The sequence below is a fragment of the Streptomyces sp. NPDC059816 genome (genome assembly GCF_042732055.1).
Taxonomy (GTDB): domain Bacteria; phylum Actinomycetota; class Actinomycetes; order Streptomycetales; family Streptomycetaceae; genus Streptomyces.
In genome coordinates, this window is the sequence record NZ_JBHWIQ010000014.1 from 60330 (window position 1) to 79641 (window position 19312).

At 73.3% G+C, this 19312-nt stretch carries 18 protein-coding genes; 5 read left to right on the forward strand and 13 right to left on the reverse strand.

The window, feature by feature from the left end:
* Nucleotides 1-6: 6 nt before the first annotated feature.
* Both ACFV88_RS19555 and ACFV88_RS19560 read right to left on the reverse strand, forming a co-directional pair.
* Nucleotides 7-1836 carry an asparagine synthase-related protein gene (locus ACFV88_RS19555; protein WP_385492821.1) on the reverse strand — a complete coding sequence of 610 codons (1830 nt, stop codon included), beginning with the start codon at nucleotides 1834-1836 and terminating at the stop codon, nucleotides 7-9.
* Nucleotides 1837-1961: 125 nt separating this feature from the next.
* A complete protein-coding gene (locus ACFV88_RS19560) occupies nucleotides 1962-2114 on the reverse strand; it encodes a lasso RiPP family leader peptide-containing protein (protein ID WP_385492822.1) in 153 nt (50 codons plus the stop codon).
* A gap of 400 nt (nucleotides 2115-2514) precedes the next feature.
* Between ACFV88_RS19560 and ACFV88_RS19565 the strand changes: the two genes are divergently transcribed.
* Nucleotides 2515-3354 (forward strand): RICIN domain-containing protein, encoded by an 840-nt coding sequence (locus ACFV88_RS19565; RefSeq protein ID WP_385492825.1) that lies wholly within the window; start codon nucleotides 2515-2517, stop codon nucleotides 3352-3354.
* An 18-nt stretch (nucleotides 3355-3372) separates the two neighbouring features.
* Here ACFV88_RS19565 and ACFV88_RS19570 read toward each other — a convergent pair whose 3' ends face one another.
* The 5 genes from ACFV88_RS19570 to ACFV88_RS19590 all read right to left on the reverse strand — a co-directional run bounded on the left by ACFV88_RS19570 (nucleotide 3373) and on the right by ACFV88_RS19590 (nucleotide 8757).
* Entirely contained in the window at nucleotides 3373-4683 is a 1311-nt protein-coding gene (locus ACFV88_RS19570; protein ID WP_385492827.1) for a family 43 glycosylhydrolase, read from the reverse strand.
* 208 nt (nucleotides 4684-4891) lie between these two features.
* Nucleotides 4892-6169 carry an SGNH/GDSL hydrolase family protein gene (locus tag ACFV88_RS19575; protein ID WP_385492828.1) on the reverse strand — a complete coding sequence of 426 codons (1278 nt, stop codon included), beginning with the start codon at nucleotides 6167-6169 and terminating at the stop codon, nucleotides 4892-4894.
* A gap of 77 nt (nucleotides 6170-6246) precedes the next feature.
* Complete coding sequence (locus ACFV88_RS19580) at nucleotides 6247-6804, reverse strand: TetR/AcrR family transcriptional regulator (RefSeq protein WP_385492830.1); 558 nt, start codon at nucleotides 6802-6804, stop codon at nucleotides 6247-6249.
* 47 nt (nucleotides 6805-6851) lie between these two features.
* Nucleotides 6852-8099, reverse strand: a complete 1248-nt coding sequence (locus tag ACFV88_RS19585; RefSeq protein ID WP_385492833.1) for an MFS transporter — start codon at nucleotides 8097-8099, stop codon at nucleotides 6852-6854.
* A 76-nt stretch (nucleotides 8100-8175) separates the two neighbouring features.
* Complete coding sequence (locus ACFV88_RS19590; protein ID WP_385492834.1) at nucleotides 8176-8757, reverse strand: MarR family winged helix-turn-helix transcriptional regulator; 582 nt, start codon at nucleotides 8755-8757, stop codon at nucleotides 8176-8178.
* Nucleotides 8758-8915: 158 nt separating this feature from the next.
* On the opposite strand from ACFV88_RS19590, the gene ACFV88_RS19595 reads away from it, so the two are divergent.
* The gene (locus tag ACFV88_RS19595) at nucleotides 8916-9683 is read left to right on the forward strand and encodes an SMI1/KNR4 family protein (protein WP_385492836.1); all 768 of its coding nucleotides are present in this window, start codon (nucleotides 8916-8918) and stop codon (nucleotides 9681-9683) included.
* 33 nt (nucleotides 9684-9716) lie between these two features.
* Here ACFV88_RS19595 and ACFV88_RS19600 read toward each other — a convergent pair whose 3' ends face one another.
* A complete protein-coding gene (locus ACFV88_RS19600; RefSeq protein WP_385492839.1) occupies nucleotides 9717-10931 on the reverse strand; it encodes an MFS transporter in 1215 nt (404 codons plus the stop codon).
* 63 nt (nucleotides 10932-10994) lie between these two features.
* Here ACFV88_RS19600 and ACFV88_RS19605 point away from each other — a divergent pair, with 63 nt between their 5' ends.
* Nucleotides 10995-11465 (forward strand): MerR family transcriptional regulator, encoded by a 471-nt coding sequence (locus ACFV88_RS19605; RefSeq protein ID WP_385492840.1) that lies wholly within the window; start codon nucleotides 10995-10997, stop codon nucleotides 11463-11465.
* Between the two features lie 209 nt (nucleotides 11466-11674).
* Nucleotides 11675-13639 (forward strand): HtaA domain-containing protein, encoded by a 1965-nt coding sequence (locus ACFV88_RS19610; RefSeq protein ID WP_385492842.1) that lies wholly within the window; start codon nucleotides 11675-11677, stop codon nucleotides 13637-13639.
* A 208-nt stretch (nucleotides 13640-13847) separates the two neighbouring features.
* Here ACFV88_RS19610 and ACFV88_RS19615 read toward each other — a convergent pair whose 3' ends face one another.
* On the reverse strand, nucleotides 13848-14435 hold the full coding sequence (locus tag ACFV88_RS19615; RefSeq protein ID WP_385492844.1) for a DUF5753 domain-containing protein: 588 nt from the start codon (nucleotides 14433-14435) through the stop codon (nucleotides 13848-13850).
* A gap of 198 nt (nucleotides 14436-14633) precedes the next feature.
* Nucleotides 14634-15002, reverse strand: coding sequence for a hypothetical protein (locus ACFV88_RS19620; protein WP_385492847.1), 369 nt, complete (start codon nucleotides 15000-15002; stop codon nucleotides 14634-14636).
* Between the two features lie 186 nt (nucleotides 15003-15188).
* Between ACFV88_RS19620 and ACFV88_RS19625 the strand changes: the two genes are divergently transcribed.
* Nucleotides 15189-15956 carry a FadR/GntR family transcriptional regulator gene (locus ACFV88_RS19625; protein WP_385492848.1) on the forward strand — a complete coding sequence of 256 codons (768 nt, stop codon included), beginning with the start codon at nucleotides 15189-15191 and terminating at the stop codon, nucleotides 15954-15956.
* Between the two features lie 38 nt (nucleotides 15957-15994).
* On the opposite strand, the gene ACFV88_RS19630 is transcribed toward ACFV88_RS19625, so the two are convergent.
* From ACFV88_RS19630 to ACFV88_RS19640, 3 genes are read right to left on the reverse strand one after another with little or no spacing between them, the layout of a single operon-like run.
* On the reverse strand, nucleotides 15995-16264 hold the full coding sequence (locus tag ACFV88_RS19630; RefSeq protein ID WP_385492850.1) for a hypothetical protein: 270 nt from the start codon (nucleotides 16262-16264) through the stop codon (nucleotides 15995-15997).
* 56 nt (nucleotides 16265-16320) lie between these two features.
* Nucleotides 16321-17898: an AMP-binding protein gene (locus ACFV88_RS19635; protein ID WP_385492851.1), complete on the reverse strand. Its 1578-nt coding sequence runs from the start codon at nucleotides 17896-17898 to the stop codon at nucleotides 16321-16323.
* Nucleotides 17895-19307 carry a cytochrome P450 gene (locus ACFV88_RS19640; RefSeq protein ID WP_385492854.1) on the reverse strand — a complete coding sequence of 471 codons (1413 nt, stop codon included), beginning with the start codon at nucleotides 19305-19307 and terminating at the stop codon, nucleotides 17895-17897. The genes ACFV88_RS19635 and ACFV88_RS19640 overlap by 4 nt, the downstream gene beginning before the upstream one ends.
* Nucleotides 19308-19312 lie beyond the last annotated feature (5 nt).

Genomic DNA, 19312 nt, shown 5'->3' on the forward strand with positions numbered 1-19312 from the left:
TACGGGTCAGGGTGCCGGGGCGGGCCGCGACCGGGCGGGCAGCGAGCGCAGCCAGGTCTCGCAGGCGAGCGTCCGGTCGAGGGGAACGAAGGTGAGGGAACGGGGGTGCAGTTGGAGGATCGCGGTCCGGACGGCTTCGGCGTCGACGAGGCCGAGTCGGGCGAGGTGGAGGTCGTCGCAGAGTTCGGCGAGGGCGTGCTTGTGGCGTGCGAGGCCGGCGTAAGCCTCCCGGCTGAACTCGGCCTTGGAGGCACGGGTGAGCAGCCCGTCGGGGACGACCGTGCGCATCGCCGCGGCCAGCGGCGGTTTGTAGTGGGAGGTGTCGGCGCGGTCGGCGATCCGAATGGACAGGACCGTCTCCAGGACCCGGTCGTCGAGGTACGGGGCGTGCCAGGGGACGCCGTGCCGGGAGGTGAGCTGGTCGAGTCGGCGGATGGTCCGGCCGCATTCGCGGGCGAGTTCCAGGGTCATGTGCTGGGCCCGGTTCGGGGCCAGCGGCTGCGCCCCGGGTTCCCGTAGCGCCGCGCGGACCGCCTCGACGGCGTCCGGGGTCGCCCAGGGCGCCGTGCGGACGGGGGTGCCCCAGCCGAACTCTGGGCGGCCCAGCCGCGGTGGCCAGGCGGTGACCGTGTCGGCGAGTCCGGCGAGCCAGTCGCCGTAGGAGGGGTTCCTCCCGAGGGCGCCCAGCGTGGGCAGCAGCGGCCAGCGGTGCAGGGCGGCGGTGGCCCGGATGTGGGGCAGTGCGGCCAGCGGGTCGCTGCGGGCGAAGGCGTGCAGATGGGCGGGGAGCGCGGTGAACAGTTCGTCGCCGCCGTGTCCGGTGAGGTGGCGGGTCGATCCCCGTTCGGCCATCAGCCGCACCTGGGCGAGTTGTTGGGCTTGGGTGCGCACGGAGGGGAAGGGGCCTTCCGGTTCGTACGCGGGCGTGGTGACGCCCTCGTACCACGAGGGCACCAAGTCGTGGGGGGTGAGGACGTGCTCGGCTGCGGGGAGCGCACGGCTCGCTTCGCGCGCCCAGTGACCGTCTTCCTCGTCGTTGGCCGGGTCCATCGCCTCCCACCGGTTGGTCACCAGGCGGGCGGGGCCGCGGTCCCCGACGAGCAGGCACAGGCTGGTCGAGTCGAGCCCTCCGGAGAGGTCGGCGCTGAGGGTGCCGCCGGCCCTGGTGCGCAGCGACACCGCCTGGGCGATCCGTACCCGCAGCAGCGCGGCGCCGTCCCGGGCCAGGGACAGATGGGGCTGGGGCGGGGACCACCAGCGGCGGGTGCGGTGGGTGCCGTCGGGGAGTTGGTGGAGGTAGTGGTCACCGGGGAGGCAGGAGACTCCTTGCCAGAGCGGGGCCTCGCCCAGGGGCCAGGGGGTCGTGGGGGCCAGCAGGTGGCGGGCGAGCAGGTCGTGGGCGATCCCGGTTCCGGTGATCCGGGCCAGCAGGTCCGGCCGGTCGGCGGCGATGGTGACCCCGCACCAGGTGGTGTGGTGGATCTGCCGCAGCGCCGACACCGTGCCCTGGGCGCGGACGTGTCCGTCGAGCGAGGCCACGAGGTGTGCGGCTCCCGGCAGGGTGCGGGCGAGGCGGTCGAGGTCCGACGGCTCGTCGTAGCCGCGGAGCGCGCCCCTGAGGGGGCCGGTGTCCGAGGTGGTGCAGCCGAGCAGGACCAGTTGACGGGGTCCGGCCTGGACACGGACGAGGTCGCCGGGGTCCCACTCCCCCACGATCCAGGGCCGGCCAGAGGCGTGGGCCAGTACCTCCTGGTTCGCGCCGAGGCCCTGAGGGGTGGTGAGACGTTCTCCGACTGCTGCGCCCGCGGGGCTGTCGGGGAGGATGACGAACGGCATGGGGGTGCCTTTCTCCGAGCGGGGCGGTCGCGGTTCCACCGGGGCGGAACCGCAACGCGGGATGCGCAGGCCGTCCCGTGCGCCCGGGTGTGCTCCCGGGCGCACGAGCGGCGGTGTGGCGGGCCCTACTCGCCGCAGCCCATGATCCAGCAGGTGTAGCGGAAGTCGTTGCCCCAGTTGGGCAGGCCCATGGTGACGGCGGCGAAGTCCCCCGCCTCGGCCAGCATCGGCGGCTCGTAGACGGTGGTGGCTTCCTCGGTGGTGTCGGAGAACAGCACGGCAATCCCTTTCGTCGGTTGGTTCCTCGGAGGGAACGCAACGGTGGTGCCCGGTGGAGGTGTTCGCCCTTGGGGGCGGAGAGCGGGGCACGGGCGTACGCCCCGGCGTCCTCGGGGACGGACGGTTCGACCGGACGTCGAGGACGCGCCGGGCGGCAGCCGGCCCTCCCCGCCCGAGGGGACACGTGGGTCCGGGCACCGGCTCCTCGCTGCCCTGGGGGCCGCCGAGCCGGTTGGTTCCGAGTGTGCGACCGGCGACCACCCCTCGCAAGCTTGTCCCGATTGCTTCCCCGATGTCGGGATCTCTAAGGTGCTGACCTGCTGGGACGTATCCGTCCCGGGACAGAACCGACCTGCTGGGACGGGCTCGTGGCCGCAGGCACAGTCGACGGGGGCATGGATGTCGGACGGAGAGCGGCGGGTTGACGGTCCCGCCCGGGAACTCGGTTGCGCCTTGCGGGCGTTGCAGCAGCGGTCGGGGCGTACGTTGCGTTCGCTGGAGTCCGAGGTGTCGATCAGCGACTCCTCGTTGTCGCGCTACCTACGGGGCAGCACGGTGCCGCCGTGGTCGACGGTCCGGGAGCTGTGCCGGGCGCTGGGCGCCGACCCCGCGCCGTACCGGACCCTGTGGGAGGCCGCCGACCGATGTCAGCCGAAACCACTTGCGGACGCCGTCCCCGCGGCGCCCGCGGAGCGGCAGGGGACCGTGCGACGGCTGCGCGCGGCGACGGCCCGGCCGCGGGGCAGGTGGCTGTGGGCCGGGTCCGGGGCGCTGGCGGGCGTGTTGCTGGGCGCTGCGCTGACGGCGCTCGTCGTCCCGCCGACGGGGTCCGTGGACGGGGCGGAGCAGGCTGCTCGCCCGGCACCGCGGGTTGCGGACGCCGGTCGGCTCTTCGTCAACCGAGCGAGCGGTGCCTGTCTCGACGACAGCGCGGACGAGGGGCTGCGCTCGTTCACGTGCAACGCCCTCCCGTACCAGCGGTGGACCGTAAGGGCCTCCGCGGACGGCACCTCACAGCTCCGCAACCATGCGACCGGTGACTGCGTCGGTCACCACCAGCAGGGGCTGCGCTCCGGTCCGTGCGGCCCGTCCGCGGCCCAGCGGTGGCGGCTCACCGTGCTGGACGACGGGGCGGCGGCCGAACTCAGGAACGAGGCGACCGGCAGGTGCCTGCACGACGGTGGCCAGGGGCTGCACGCCCGGTCCTGCGACCACGGCGCCGACCAGAAGTGGGCCTGACCGGGGCGGCGGCGTGCCTCAGGCCACGTCGACGGCGTCGAGTTCGGCGTACCGCTCGCCCTTGGACAGCCGGACGGTGTTCCACCCTTCCCGCAGGGTGATCGTGGTGCCCGCCTCCTGCCAGTGGTCCCAGCCGGTGTGCGGGTAGTCCACGGCTCCGGAGTCGACGCCGTTGACCGTCAGCAGGTGGGAGGCGCCCGCCGGTGCGCCGGACGCGTCGAGGGAGCCGTTGCCGAACCGCACCGACAGGGCGTGGGGACCCGCGGAGGCGGCGAAGACCCGGAACTCGACGTGGCTGTCGGGGTGGTCGAGGTGGCCGACGGCGCGTCCGCCCCGGGCCCGGTCGGCCTCCCGGACGACGGCGCGGTGCACCTGCGCGTCCTCCGCCTGATGGGAGACCCTGCTGCCGCGCACCACCGGGTGGCCGTTCGCGTAGCCGAGGTCGGCGGCGTACAGGGCGCGCCGGGTGCGGTCGGCGCTCCAGCCGTGGAAGACGATGCGGTCGCGGCCGTCGGGTCCGGTCACCACGTCCTGGCCGCCGGGGCCGCGGACCGTGCCGTCGAAGGAAGCGGTCGTCATGAGCGGCGCGGCGGCCTTGGTGTAGGGGCCGGTCAGTCGGTCCGCGACCGCGTACCCGGTGGCGTAGGCGTCGCCGGCGTAGGAGTGGGCCGAGTACAGGAGCAGGTAGCCGCCGTCGCGCCGTTTCACCAGGGTGGGCGCTTCGACGAGGTCGCCCTCCCAGTCCCGGTCCCGTCCGATCAGCCTGATCGGTTCGCCGGTGAGCCGGGTTCCGTCCCGGGAGGCGCGCTGGAGGTGGATCCAGGTCTCCCGCCCGCAGCAGTTGCCGTCGTTCTTCCACAGGACGTAGCGCTGGCCGCCTTCGCTGTGGCTGGCCGCGTCGATGGCTCCGCCTTCGGTGGCCGGGCAGATCAACGGGCCGTCGCCGGTCGGCCGGAACGGTCCGTCGGGCGTGGGCGAGAGGGCCACGCCGATGCACTGACGGTCGCTCGCGCGGTCCCGTGCGGTGTAGAGCATGGTGAGCCCGGTTCCGTTGTCGAACACCTCCGGTGCCCAGACCCGGCCCCGGGGTTCGGCCACGGCCCAGGAGCCCAGCACGGGCAGGACGTCGGCGTCGTGGAAGGTCCAGTGCGTCAGGTCCCGGGAGGTGGCACGGGTGGTGTTCCGGCCGCTGCTGTTGGTGGCGTAGGCGTGGTAGGTGCCGTCCACCTCGACGACGTCGGGGTCGGGGAAGTCACGGTCGAGGACCGGACCGTGGGCGGTGGCCGCGACGGGAGCGGTCGCCGTCCCGCAGAGCGCCACCGCCGCCACCGCCCGCCAGCACCACGGAGGCGAGCCGGTGTCCGGTCCGACGGATGCCCCACATGCACGTACCCCTGCCTCCGTGGACCGGACCGGCTTCGCGGTCGATCGCGCCGATGTGCTCGCCGTGCGCCCCAAGGCGGCATGGCCCGCCCCGGGCCCGGACAACAGCCAGCACCAACGACGGGGCGTCACGGGAGTGACGGGCGGCGGGCGCTCAGCGGGGCAGGCGGGCCGCGACGGCTTCCGCGAGGGCGTCCATGCCCGCGTCGTTGGGGTGGATCCCGTCCCCCGCGTCGTATCCGGCGGCGAGTTCGTCGCCGTGGCCCGGGCGGGGGTCGGACAGGACGCGGTCGAGGTCCACCACCGTGTCGTAGGCCCCGCTGGTGCGGATCCAGTGGTTGACCTCGTCGCGCACCCGTTCCTTGTCGGGGGTGTAGTAGAAGGGGAAGTTCTTGAAGGGGGTCAGGGTGGCCCCGACGGCGGTGACGCCGCTCCGTTCCGCGGCCCGGATCAGGGCGCGGTGTCCTTCGATGAGCTGTTCTGCGGTGACGGCGGGCGGGCTTCCGCACCCGAAGTCGGGCGCCCCGCCGGCCCCGATGTCGTTGATGCCGAGCAGCACGACGACCGTGCGGACGTCCGCGCGGCCGAGCACGTCGTGGCGGAACCGGGTGAGGCCGTCCGCTCCGAAACAGGGGGATTCGGTGAGCAGCCGGTTCCCGCTGATCCCGGCGTTGACGACCCCGTGGGGACGTCCGGAGGCGTGCAGTCGTTCGGCGAGCCGGTCCGGGTAGCGCCGGTCGGTGTCCGGTGTGGAGCCGTACCCGTCGGTGATCGAGTCGCCGAACGCGACGACGGCGCCGGGCCCGCGCTCACGGGTGACGTCGACGCCGGCCAAGAGGTAGAACGACGCACTGGTGTCGCCGGTGAAGGCGTCGCCCGCCGTGCCGCGGGTCTGGTCGCCGCGGGCGCGGTAGCTGGTGGTGAGACCGTCCCCGTGATGGGTGACGGGGCCGGTCGGGGCGGCGAAGTAGAGGGTGACGGTGAGCTTCTCGCCCGCACGGACGGGCAGGGCCACCGGGTCGGAGAAGCGTTCGGCACCGGTGGGGAGCACGGTGGCCGCCCGGCCGGAGAACCGGAGGTCGCGCAGGGTCCCGGGGCGGACCGAGGCCCCGCCCGCCGATCGGGCGACGGTGGCCCGGGTGAGGCGGATCGGCTGCCCTCCGTACCGGTGCGACAGTCGGACGCGCAGGTGGGAGCCGGTGGAGCTGATCCGCATCACCTGTCGGACGCTCTGGTCGGTGAACCCCTCGCTCGACCAGCCGCCCCACGGGGAGTCGGGGGCGGCGGGGTGTTGGAGGGCGGTCCCCCATGCGCTGGTCCACGGACCGGGCCGGCGGTCGTTCTCGGCGACCGCGGGCGGGGCGGCCGACACGGCGAGCGCGAGGGCCGCGCCCAGGGCCGTCGCCGCGGTCCGCCAGGTCCGTGCGCGCATAACTGTTCCCTCTTCCTCCTGGAGCCCAACCCGGTTGAAGTTAGCAGGAGATGGGATTCACCGGCGGTGACGCCCCGTCAGAGCAGGACCTGCCGGAGCACGTCCTCGAAGGCGTCGACGCTGGGCGGGTCGTCGGTGAGGAGGGCCTGCATCAGCAGTCCGTCCAGGACGCCGGCCAGGATGCGCAGGCGCACCGGGTCGTCGGTGTAGCGACGGCCGAACTCGTCGATCGCGGCGAGCCAGTCGTCGGTGGCTTCCCTGAGTTCGGGTCGGCGGGCGGCGAGCAGGTAGAGCTCGAACTCGGCGAGCAGGTGGTCGGGGTGGACGACCACGGCGGCCATCAGTTCGGCGAGCGCGCGCAGTCCGGCCGGGCCGCCGTCGGTCCCCGCCGCCAGGGTGCGCATCCGCGCGGCGTCCTGGGCCATGCAGTCGGTGAGGGCCGCCGTGAGGAGGTCGTCGATGTTCTTGAAGTAGTACGCGGCGGCCGTGGCGGGCTGGCCGGCCTGCCGGGCGACGACCCGGTGGCTGACCCCGGCGACCCCGTCCCGGGCGACGACCCGGACCGTGGCGTCGATCAGTTCCTTCTTGCGGCGCTCGCCCTTGAGCCGGCGGCCGTCCGTGGTCGGTTCACTCACCCGCGTACTCCCGTGTTCCCGCCGTGTGCCCCGACCCTACCCGTCCATCAGCCGCGTCCGTCCGCGGTGGGCGCACCGGCCGCCACCGGTTCGAGCCCGCCGGCCGGGGTCCGGGTGAGCGGCCCCCGCGCCGCCAGGGACAGGAGCAGGGCGAGCGCACCGGCGACGACGGCCACCACGAACCCGGATGCGGGACCGAAGCGGTCGACCAGGTGGCCCGAGACGGCGGCGCCGAGGGCGACACCGACGCTGAGACCGGTGATGGCCCAGGTCATCCCTTCGGTGAGCTGCGGGGCCGGGACACTGCGCTCGACGAGGCCCATGACCACGATCATGGTGGGGGCGAAGAACAGACCGGAGACGAACACCAGGGCGGCGAGCCCCGGCAGGCCGTCCACCCAGAGCAGCGGGAGGGTGGTGCAGGCCGTGCCCGCGGCGCCGATGACCAGCAGGAGGGGCAGCGGCAGCCGCGGGGTGCGGGCGCCGAAGGCCAGTCCGGCGAGGGCCGAACCGACGGCGTAGGCCGACAGGACGATGCCGGCGCCCGCGGGCGTGCCGCGCTCCTCGGCGAAGGCGACGCTGACCACGTCCACCGTGCCGACGATGGCTCCTCCCGCCACGAGGACGGAGGCGAGCAGCCGCACCGAGGGGTTGCGGACGGCCGAGCGGCCGGCGCCGGCGAGCGCATGGGTGCCGGCACGGACGACGGGGGGTTCGGTGGCCTTCTGGGGGACGAACCACGCGACGCCGAGGGCCAGGAGCACGGCGGCGGCCAGGGGGCCGGCCTCGGGGAACAGCACCGTGGACAGGGCCACCGCGAGCGCGGGGCCGATGACGAAGGTGAGTTCGTCGACGACGGATTCCCATGCGTAGGCGGTGTGCAGGCGCGGGGACCCCTGGTGGAGGTGGGTCCAGCGGGCCCGGACCATCGCCGCCATGTTGGGGAGCGCGCCGGCGAGCACGGCACACACGAAGAGCGACCACACGGGGGCCTCGTAGCGGGCGCAGAGCAGCAGCGCGCCCAGCGCCAGCAGGCTGAGTCCGGCGGCGGGCCACAGCACCCGGTGCTGCCCCGCCCGGTCGACCCAGCGCGAGACGCGCGGCCCGCAGAGTGCGGTGGAGAGCGTGAAGGCGGCGGAGACGGCGCCGGCGAGCGCGTAGTCGCCGCGGAGCAGGCCGAGCATGGTGATGATCCCGATGCCGGTCATCGGCATCGTCATGCGGGCCACGAAGCCCGCGGCCGAGAAGGCGACGGTCCCGGGTGCCCGGAACAGTTCGCGATAGACGTTGGCCACGACGGAGAGACCCCTTCCCAAGAAACTCTAACGCTCGCACAATATTGTACGAGCGTTAGAGTTTCTAGTCCGGGGCTCAGCCGACGACCCGCCCGGTCGCGCCACCCCCTTCCAGGTACCGCTCGACGCGGCGCTGGTTCTCCACCAGGCTCAGACACAGGTGCCGGAGCGCCGCGACGTCATCCGGCTCGACACCCCGGAAGAGCGACTCCATGGCGCGCCGCGCCGGCAACCGGAAGTCGTCCAGCCAGGTCCGCCCCTGCGGCGTGATCTGCACCCGCACGGCCCGGCGGTCCTGCCGGTCGGGCACCCGGGCGGCCAGGCCGTCCCCCTCCAGGGTGTCCACCAGCCCGGTCACGTTGCGGGAGCTCACACCGCCGGCCCGGGCCAGCTCACCGACCGTCATCCCCTCGTCCGGGGCCACCCCCAGACGCATCAGCACGTCGAGGGCGCCCGTACTGAGTCCACGATTGCCCGCGCCCCGCGCACGGAGCCGGTCGACCGCCTGGAGCGCCGAGCGGAGGGCGGCCACGGCCTCCAGGGCGAGGGTGTCACCGTCGAGGGCGAAGGCACTCATCGAGGCCCGCGCACCGGGGTTGTAGAGGAGGCCGCGTTCATCGCGAGCCAGCTCGTCCGAAGATTTCTGTACGTCATTCATAATGAGGCCCTACTTTAATCACGAGAGAGGGATTCCCGCTAGACAGCGGCCCCAACGCCCCTGCCGGACCAGGGCCCTGAGCACCCGTCGGTCGACCGCTCGTCCCAGACGCCCCCGGGGGCGGAGCTCCGAGCGGGAGCCCTGGCACACTGCGTGCCGTGAGACCCGATCTGACGCAGCTGCGCGACCTGATCGACACCGTGCCGGGGTTCCGTCACGGGCCGGCGGGCGGGGCGCGGGAAACGATGACCGTCGCCGCGGAGGCCAAGGTGGGCCCGCTGCCCCCGTCGTACCGGTGGTGGCTCATCGAGGTCGGCGGAACCCGGGTCCCCGGGACGGACCTCGCCACGGTCGGTCCCCACGTACCGGGGTACGACACGTACGACCTCATCACCGCACCCTGGCGGCTGCGCGGCGACCGGTTGCAGTTCGGCGCCGAACCGGACTGCGGGTACGGCTACTCCTTCGCCCTGGACCGCCGCAAGGAGTGCCCGGACGGCGAACTGCCCGTGGTGTGCCACGACGGGACGATCGACGAGGAGCACCTGGTGGCGGAGTCCTTCGCCGGGTTCCTCACGGCCTTGGCCGCACGGCAACTCGGGCTGGGCGACGGCCCCCAGCCCGCCCTGGCCCGGCTGTGGCGGTCGACCCCGGGAGTCCTGCTCGGCAACGGCGTGCACGTGTACGGCCCGCACCTCTTCGCGGAACGCAACGGGAGCTTCGAGGTGGCGCGCCGCGCACCCCACTGGGTGCTGGTCGGCGACGACGGCCGGGGCGGCGCACTGCTCATGCGCCGCCACGGCCGTGACCGCCGACAGCTGTACCGGCTGGACCCTGGAGCCCTCGGCCCCGACGTCGAGGCGGACGGCGAGCCGCTGACGGACGATCTGCTCGGCTGGCTGGCCCGGGGAGCACCCCTGCCGTGACCCCGGGCCGGCGCCGCACTGACGGCACAGGTCTCAGTCCGTCGCGCGCCGGACGGGGAACCCGTGGGCGCGGGCGACCACCACGATCAGGAGCACCGGCGCCATCAGCGCCAGCACGCTCCACGGGAACGCCTGCGCCCCGACGACACCGAGGAGGACACCGCCCACGACTCCGCCGGCCGCCATGGCCACGTTCCACAGGGTGACCAACATCGCCTGCGCCGAGTCCGCGAAGTCGCCGCCCGCATCGCCGACCGCGGTCTGGAGCAGCGTGGGAACGCCTCCCCAACCGAGGCCCCAGAGCGCCGCCGCGACGTACACCGGCGCCGCACGGTCCGACACCACGGCGAGCAACGCGGCGGCGAGGGCGACCAGCAGCACGCTGGCGACGGTGAGGGCCCGCAGTTGACGGTGGATGCGGACGCCGACGACCCAGATGCTCAGCAGCGAGGCGGCCCCGAAGGTCAACAGGACGAGGTCGGTGGAGTCCGCCATGTCGACGTGGTCCAGGAAGGTGGCGACGTAGGTGTAGAGGACCGTGTGGGCGAGCACGAAGACGAGGGTCACCCAGAGGACCGGCGCAACCCCGGGCACGGCGAGGGCCCGCAGCATCGGCTCCCGTTCTCCGCCCCGGCGGCCCGCGTACTCCGGGACGCTCACCACGATCCACGCCAACAGGACCACGGTGAGACCGGTCATGAGGAGGAACGCCGCACGCCAGCCCAGGGCGTCGCCGACGAAGGTGCCGGCGGGCACGCCCAGGGAGAGGGCCACGGGGATGCCGGCCATGGCGACGGCGATGGCCTTCCCCTGGAGGTGCGCGGGGGCCATCTGCCGGGCGTAGCCGGCGAGCAGGGCCCAGGCGAGGCCCGCGGCGACCCCGGCCAGCAACCGGGCCACCATGGTGAGCGGGTAGTGGGAGGAGACGGCGGTGACCGTGTTGGCGAGGGCGAACCCCGCCATCGCGGCCAGCAGCAGCCGCTTGCGGGGGACCCCGGCGGTGGCTGCGGTCAGCGGGATCGCCGTGAGCGCGCTACCGATCGCGTAGATGGTCACCGACTGCCCCATGGCGGACTCGCCGACCCCGAGGTCACCGCTCATGGCGGGGAGCACCCCGGCGGGCAGGGTCTCGGTGAGGCTGGTGATGAAGACGGCGGTGGACAGCGCGAGCAGCGCCGCCATCGGGAGCCGGTCACGGCGCCGCTCGGACGGAGGGTCAAGGAGGATGTTCGGATCGCGGGTTGACATGCCAGCTATGGTGAAACGTTCACATTGGTGTGAAGGTCAAGGTCACCGGGAGCGAGCCCGCCCATGCGCATCGGAGAACTGTCGGAACGCACCGGCGCCTCGCGTCGACTGCTGCGCTACTACGAGGAGCAGGGGCTCATCGTCGCCGAGCGCTGCGCGAACGGCTACCGCTCGTACGACGAACGCTTCGTCGACCGGGTGCTCCAGATCCGGGGCCTGCTCGACGCCGGGCTGCCCACCCGGATCATCAAGCAGATCCTGCCCTGCCTCGACAAGCCCCGAACCATCTACTTCCCGGACGCCACCGCGGAGATGATCGCGACTCTGGAGCACGAGCGCGACCGCATGACGGAGCGGGTCGCGTGTCTGGTCCGCAACCGGGACGCCATTGCGGAGTACCTGGACGCGGTGCGTGCGTACGACGCGGCACCGGGTTCCGCCCCACCCGCACCGCCCGCACCGCCCGGGTCATCCGTGGCGTCCGTGGCGTCCGTGGCGTCGCCGACGGTTGCCGAGGCGACCCCCGGGGCCTGACGGCCCACCTGCGTCGGGGGCGTGCGATCCCGTGCCGCACCGACGATGGCACTTTAGGTAAGCCTCACCTAATATGATCGCTGTCGGCCCCGGGTTCCCCCACTCCGAGGAGCCGTTCCCCACGCCCTTTTTCCGTTCCGTGTGTGTTCCGCTCCGGACGCAGCCCGGCACTTTCGTGTGCCCTCCCCTCCGAAGGAGACATGCCCCGCATGTCCACCAACCGCAGAACCCGGCTGGCCGCCCTCGCGGTCCTCACCGCCCTCTCGACGAGTGCGGGCGTCCTCACCGCGACCGCCGCGACCGCCGCGACCGCAGCCACCGTCGACACCGGAGCGGCCTCGGCCCTGAGGTCCGGCGCCCAGGCAGCGCCCGCCCCGGCCGACGGCAGCGCCACCGCCGCCTCCCCGATCCTGCTCACCGGCCAGGCCGGATGGGGATTCAAGACCTCCTGGTTCCGCTACGTGACGGGCCTCGGCGGCACGGTCACCACGGCCGGCGGCGCCACCGCATCGGGCACGACCGGAGTCGTCTCCTATCCCGTCCTGCACGGTGCGGTGAACCCCGCCAAGGCATCCGCGGACGTCCTGTTCGACGGGTCGGTCACCTACGCGGTTCCCGCCCACGGCATCACCGGCATCACGCTGGCCAAGCCGCGGGTCGTCCTCAAGGACGGCACGGGCACGCTGTACGTGGACGTGCGCACCGAGTTGGACGGCAAGGAGCCCACGAGCGCCACCGCCGTGCCGTTCGCCACCCTCACGGCCGCCCCGGGCTCCCTGGCCGGATCGCGGCTCGACTGGAGCGGCATCACCACGAAGCTGACCGCCGAGGGCGCACAGGTCTTCAGCAACCAGGGCCAGCCGATGTACGAGCCCGGGACCGTCCTCGACCCGCTCGGCCTCGACGGCACCGTCAGCACGCCGACCCTGACCGTCAGCCAGGTCTCCGGCCTCGGTGCCGAGACCGAGGTCACCGTCAAGGGCAGCGGCTACCGTCCGGGCAAGGGCGTCTACCTGGCCCAGTCGATCGCGCTGCCGGGCACCACCTACCCCAGCGTCTTCGGGAACGCGGCGTACATCCGTCAGGTCGACGCGGACGGCACCTTCACCACCGTCCTGAAGCTCACCCAGACCTTCACTCCGGCCGGGGCCCTGGCGATTCCGGTCGACTGCACCGCCACCGCCTGCTTCGTGACCAGCTTCAACTCGCACGACCGCAATGACGCCACCTGGATGCCCTCGCGCGCCCAGGACGTGGAGCGGGCGCTCCGCTTCGGCAGCGCACGGGTCACCACCCAGCCGTCCGCCCAGACCGTGCGTTCCGGAGCGACGGCGACCTTCCGGGCCGCCGCCGAGGACTCCGACTCCGTCCGCTGGGAGCGCAGCACCGACCGGGGCACCACCTGGAGCACGGTGTCCGGTGCCACCTCGACCACCCTGAGCGTCAAGGCCTCCGGGGCCCTGAACGGCAGCCTCTACCGGGCCGTGTTCACCAACGCCGCGGGCGAGGTCAGCACCCAGTCCGCCGCACTGTCCGTCAAGGCCGTGCCGAGCCGTATCACCGGCCTCAACGCCGGTCCCGAGCCGGTCGCCAAGGGCAGCAAGGTGACCGTCACGGGCACCCTCCAGGCCGTCGGCGCCACCAACGAGACCTGGCGTCCGGTGGCACGGACCGGGGTCGTCGTGGAGTTCCGGGCCAAGGGCAGCACCGCCTGGAGCCGCGCGGCGAGCGCCACCACCGGCACCTCCGGCACGTTCTCCGCGGGCATCACCGCCGCCAAGGACGGCGACTGGCGTGCCCGGTACGCCGGAACCGCCGACCGGGCCGCTTCGGTCAGCGGCGCCGACCACGTGGACGTCCGGCTCCGTACCGCCGTCACCGGCCTCAACGCCAGCCCCGAGCCGGTCCGCAAGGGCCGCCAGATCACGGTCAAGGGCGCGCTCACCAAGCTGGACGGAAGCTGGCGCAAGGCGTCGAACGAGACCGTGAGCATCTGGTTCAAGGCCGACGGCGCCCGGAGCTGGACCAAGCTCGCCAGCACCCGCACCAACAGCGCGGGCGCGTTCTCCAAGGGGTTCACCGCCAAGAAGGACGGCAGCTGGCGGGCCGTGTTCACCGCCAACTCGGCGCTGCTGGGGACCACCAGCTCCAGTGACCGGGTCGACGTGCGCTGACCCGATGCCGTGCCGGGCGACGCTCCGTCGCCCGGCACGCCACGGCTGCGGACCCGGTTCCCCGGTAGGTGGTCCTCCACCCGCCGTCATCGGTCGAACCCACCGGCCGTCCCTTGCGGGGGCTGCCGCCGGTGCCGATCCGCAGCAAGATCCATATGCCCTCCCCCAGTTCAGCCCCCTCGCTCCGATCAGTCTGGCAGGGCACCCGTCAGGAGGCCTGCTTGCGCACGCGATTGATCATGCTGATCGAGTCCCGTGGGGAGAGGGACGCGGCCTGGAGGTGGTGGTAGGACCTCAGGAACGACAGCACCCGCGCGTTGCCCTGTTCCAGATCCCCACCGAGCAGGGATTCCGAGTAGGACACCAGCGACCGGTCGGGCATCGTGAGCAGGGAGATGGGACGGTCGAAGGGACGTAGCTCCCCCATCGAGAACGGGGCGATCTGGAGCCACACGGTGGGGAGCGAGGCGATCTCGACGAGCCGTTCCAACTGCTGCTCCATGACGGCGGGCTCGGCGACCTGCTGGAGGAGGCAACTCTCGTCGAGCGCGACGAAGACCTGCGGCGGTCGCTGCCCCTCGAAGAGCGCGGCTTGGCGCGCAGCAACCCGTGCGACCCTGCGAGCGGCATCGTCGATCGAACGCATCCCGCACGTCACGGCGGTCTGTTCGACGGCGGCCACGTACTCCGTCGTGGCGAGCAAGCCGGAGATCACTCCGATCTCGAACGAGTGGATCACCGTTGCGTCCTCTTCGGTGGCCAGGTACTCGGAGAACTCCGGCTCGAACGAGATCATGTGCTTCCCTCCTCGTCAGGTGAGGGTCCTGGGACACCCAAGCGTCACGTGTGGGGCCGACGAACGCCGGGCCCGTGCCGTGTGACGGTGAGATTCCCGGGACCCTACGATGACGAGCGAGTCTAGTTGCGCCGAGTACGCAATCGCCCGGTTTCGACAAGGACCGCACTCCGGCGCACAGCGCCACAACGTGCTGCGCTACTGGACGGAATCCGGTCGGCACAGGTCGAGACTGTAGGACGCGGAGCACTCCGTCATCGCGGGCACCACCCCGCTCCCACGCACGAGTTGGAACAGGGCCACCACCACGAGGGCGACGAGCAGCGCCCTGTACGTGATGGTGAGCCGCTGCGCGAACCGCAGGCCGGAGTAGGTGCGCACCGAGTACCCGAGGGCGACCGCACCGGCGACCAGCGCGGTGAGGTTGAGGTAGCTGTACGAGGTGAGTTCGCCGTTGACGGTCTGGTGCGAGCCGATGGTCAACGGGAGGGCGAAGGGCAGCAACGCGACCACGGCTATCGCCAGGCCGATGCGCTTCGCATGGCGTCTGCCCGGGAAGTCGGTCATGGCGCGATCGTAGCGGCAGCCCGTCGGCGGGCTCGGGGTGTCGCCGACGGCCGCCCGGACCGGCTCCGACGGAGGGCGCACGGCCCTGGGATACCTTGGGACCGCGACGGGCCCGTGACGGTCGCCGTCGCCACGGCGTGCACGGTGGCCGCCGCCGGGACGGGCGAGACGCGGGAGGACGGTCGAGTGGCGCGAACGAAAGGGGTGCCCGACGACAGCCCGTGGCACGCCCTGAGGGGGGTCGCACAGGATCGGCGGGAGGGCGTGGCCGAGGAGGTCGCGGCGCGCATCCAGCGCCTCATCCTGGCGCGTGAGCTGCCCGACGGGGCGCGTCTGCCGTCCGAACGGGACCTCGCGGCCCTGGTGTCGACGAGCCGCCCGACGGTGAGTCAGGCCATCCGCATCCTCGTCGTCAAGGGGCTGGTCGAGTCGCGCCGGGGGTCCGGGGCGTACGTACGGCTCCGTCCCGAGACGACGCTCGCCACGTCGATGAACCTGATGCTCGACGTGGACCCGGAGTCGGTGGGACAACTGGCCGAGCTGCGGCTGGCGTTGGAGACGGCCGGGATCGTCCGCGCCGTGGAGCGGGCCACCCCCGACGAACTCGCCGAGGGAGAGGTCGCCCTGCACCGCCTCGCGTCGAGCGCGGGCGACACCGCCAGTTGGATGAGCGCGGACACCTACTTCCACTCCACGCTGATCGGCGCGTCCCACAACGCCTACCTCACCTCGATGTTCGCGAGCGTGCACGGAGCCCTGATCGACTACGAGTACCGGGCGTGGATCGACGGGGGCACCGTCCCCAGTTGGCTGGAAGCCGACCAGGCGGCGGCGCTGACGGCCGTGCACGAGCCCATCCTGCGGGCCGTGCGCACCCGGGACGCGGAGCTGGCCGTGTACGCGGTCCGCCACCACCACGAGGTGATGGCGCGGCACCTGGCGCTACGGAAGTGAACCCCGGTCCGCCGCAGCGCTCCCCGGGCGGCGGGCGGTCAGGGGGTGTCGCCCTGCCAGTCGTACCGTCGTCGGTCGTTCGGCCGGGGACCGTACAGGGCGTGTCCACCGGCACCGTACCGTCCGATCTCCGTGCTCAGCGGGACGGTGGTCCGGCGGCGTTCCTCCGGCCAACCGGTGACGTCGAGCAGCAGGCCGTCGAGCGGGCCGCCGACCAGTTCGACGTAGTCGTGGCCCGTGCGGGGGCCCGGGTCGGGATCGTCGTGGTCGGCTCCGTAGACCCGTCGGCGCATGATCTCCTCGTTCATGCCCGCAGCATCGCAGCCGCCACTGACACACCCGGCCGGGGCGCCCGGGAGATCGGCTAGGTCCGCGCCGGGTCGCCGTTCGGGGCGTAGCGCTCCCGCAGGTGCGCCTTGTCGGGTTTGCCCTGGGCGGTGAGCGGCAGGGCGGTCAGGCGGTGGAGGGCGACGGGGGCGCAGGGGGCTCCGCGGTGGGCGGTGACGAACGCACGGACCTCGGTGAGGTCGAGACGGTGCCCGGGGACGGGCACGGCAGCGGCGTGGATCCGTTCCGTCCGGTCGGGACCGGGCACCCCGAAGACCGCGCACTGGCTGACCCCGGGGTGGGTGAGGAGGAGGTCCTCCAGCTCGGACGGGTAGACGTGCAGGGGGAGTTCGGCTCCCTCGACGAGCAGGACGTCCCTGAGCCGGTCGACGACGAAGAGGTGTCCCCGCTCGTCCAGGCGGCCCAGGTCACCGGTGCGCAGCCAGCCGTCCCGCCACACCTCGGGGTGGAGTTCGGGGCGGTTCTCGTAGCCCGACATGACGGTGGGCGAGCGTACGCAGATCTCTCCCGGGGTTCCGGGGGCCACGGGTCGGCCCCGGTCGTCCAGCAGGGCGAGGTCGACACCGGGCAACGGGCGGCCGACGGAGAACGCGCCGTCCGGGCCGCTCGGCGCGTGCTCGTGCGGGAGCAGCACGCTGATCGGGCCGGCCTCGGTCTGTCCGTAGTACCCGTACAGGACGGGGCCGAGGAGTTCGACGGCCCGGCGCAGTCGGGCGGCCGGGGCCGGGCAGCCCCCGTACGCCACCCTCGTCAGGCTGGACAGGTCGGTCGCGGCGAGGGCGGGGTGGTCGAGGAGTCGCCACAACAGGGAGGGCGACAGCCAGAGTTGGGTGATGCGCTCGCGGGCGACGGTGCGCAGGACGTCGCCCGCATCGAACCCGGGGCGCAGGACGACGGAGCCGCCGTGGAGCAGGGCGAGGTCGATGAGGGTGCCGACGGCGTAGCTGAAGTAGGTGCAGACGAGGTACCGGGGTGATCCGGCCGGGTCCCGGAGTGCTCTCCTGAGGGCGGCCAGCCGGACGGCGTGGCTCATCCGGACGCCCTTGGGGGTTCCGGTGGTGCCTCCCGTGTAGACGAGGCACCAGTCGGTCTCGGGGTGGACGCGGACCACGAACGGGGTGGCCGGGCGGCCGGCGCAGGCGGCGAGGGCGTCCGGGGCGAGGGCTCGCGGCCCGGGGGGATGCGGTCCGAGCGCCAGCACGGCGGGGCCGTCGGGGGTGAGCGGCAGCGTCCGTGCCGTCGCGAACCGGTCGGCGTCGACGAGCAGGAGCGTGCATCCGGCGTCCGCGACCACTCGGGCGAGCGTCGCGGGCGGCGCGCCGCCGTGCAGCACGACGACGCGGGCGCCGGTGAGCGCGACCGCGTACCGCGCCTGGACGGCTTCGGGGGTGTTGCCGACGAGCAGTCCGACGGTGGTGCCGGGGCCGATGCCGCGCTCGACCAGGTGGCGGGCGAGGCGGTGGGCGGTGTCGCACAGCTCCCCGGCGGTGACCGGGCGTCCGTCGGCGGCGTGCAGCACCGGCCGGTCGCGGTCCGTGGCGAGGGCGTCGAGGATCGGCTCGACGTAGTTCACGTGCGCGGAGCCGGGGTTCATCCGGGCCGCCCGGGGGTCGGGCGGGTGCCGCGGTCGGTGATCCGCATGCGCAGTCCGCGGGGGGTGAGGGTGGACAGGGCCGAGAAGCGCGGGGGGCGCCCGCCGCTCGGCACGAGTCGCCAGCGCGCGGCGATGGTGGCGAGCACCAGGGTGGCCTGGACCACGCCGAAGCGGTCTCCGATGCACTTGCGGGCTCCGGAGCCGAAGGGCAGGTAGGCCGCCCGGTCGGGCCGTCGGTCCCGCCAGCGGTCGGGGTCGAAGCGGTCGGGGTCGGGGTAGACGTCCGGGCGCCGGTGGATGACGTAGGGGCTCACGCCGAGGACGGTGCCGCGGGGCAGTGCGAAGGTGCCGAGCACGGTGTCCTGGGTGACCTCACGGGTCATCATCCACAGGGGCGGGTACAGGCGCAGCGTTTCGGTGAGCACGTTCGCGGTGGTGGGCAGGGAGGGCACGTCGGCGGGGGCGGGGGGCCTGCCGTCGAGCACGTCGTCGAGTTCGCGGTGCACCCGGCGTTCGACCTCGGGGTGGCGGGCCAGCAGGTGCCAGGCCCAGGCGAGGGCGCTGGCGGTGGTCTCCACCCCGGCGACGAGGAACGTGAGGAGTTGGTCGACGGCTTCCGCGTCGGTCAGGCGGGGCGTGCCGTCGGGGCTGTCCAGGCCGCCGGCGGACAGCAGGGCGTGCAGGAGGTCGTCCGGCGGGTCGGCATCGGTGCGGCGGGTGGCGACGAGGCCGCCGAGCAGGGTGCGCAGCCGGACCTGGGCGCGGTCGTAGCGGCGTCGTTCCGGGGTGGGCACGTGGCGCAGGAACGCGGGGGTGAGGGCGCGTCGGAGCACGCCCTCGACCACGGTCGCGATGTCGTCGGTGAGGGAACTGGTGGCGAGGGGGGCGTGGGCGGGCGCATCGGTGGTGAACATGGTGGTGACCGCGGTGTGCACGGTGAGGGCCATCATCGTGGGGACCACGTCGAGTTCCCGGCCGTCGTGCCAGTCGTCCACGGCGGTGCGTGCCGCCTCGGTGAAGCTGACGGCGTAGGCGGCCATCCTCGGGGGTTGGAACGAGGGTTGGCACTGGCGTCGTTGGCGGCGGTGTTCGGCGTGGGAGCAGGTGAGGAGGGCGTTGCCGAGGACTTCGCGGCCCCGTTCGCTGAGCGGGCCGCCCTTGTCGAAGACCCGGTCGTTGAGGAGTACCTGTCGGGTCAGTTCGGGTTCGCACACCACGACCAGGGTCCGTGGACCGATCCGCACGCGCACCAGGTCACCGCGGGCGGGCAGCCGGGACAGGAAGCCGAGGGGGTCGCGGGCGAGCGGGAGGGCGTGCCCCAGGACCGGGAGGGCCCCGGGGGCCGTCGGGAGGGGGTGCGCGCCGGCGCGTGCGGTCGGTCCGGCGGTGGTGCCGGCGGTGGTGGTCAAGGTCG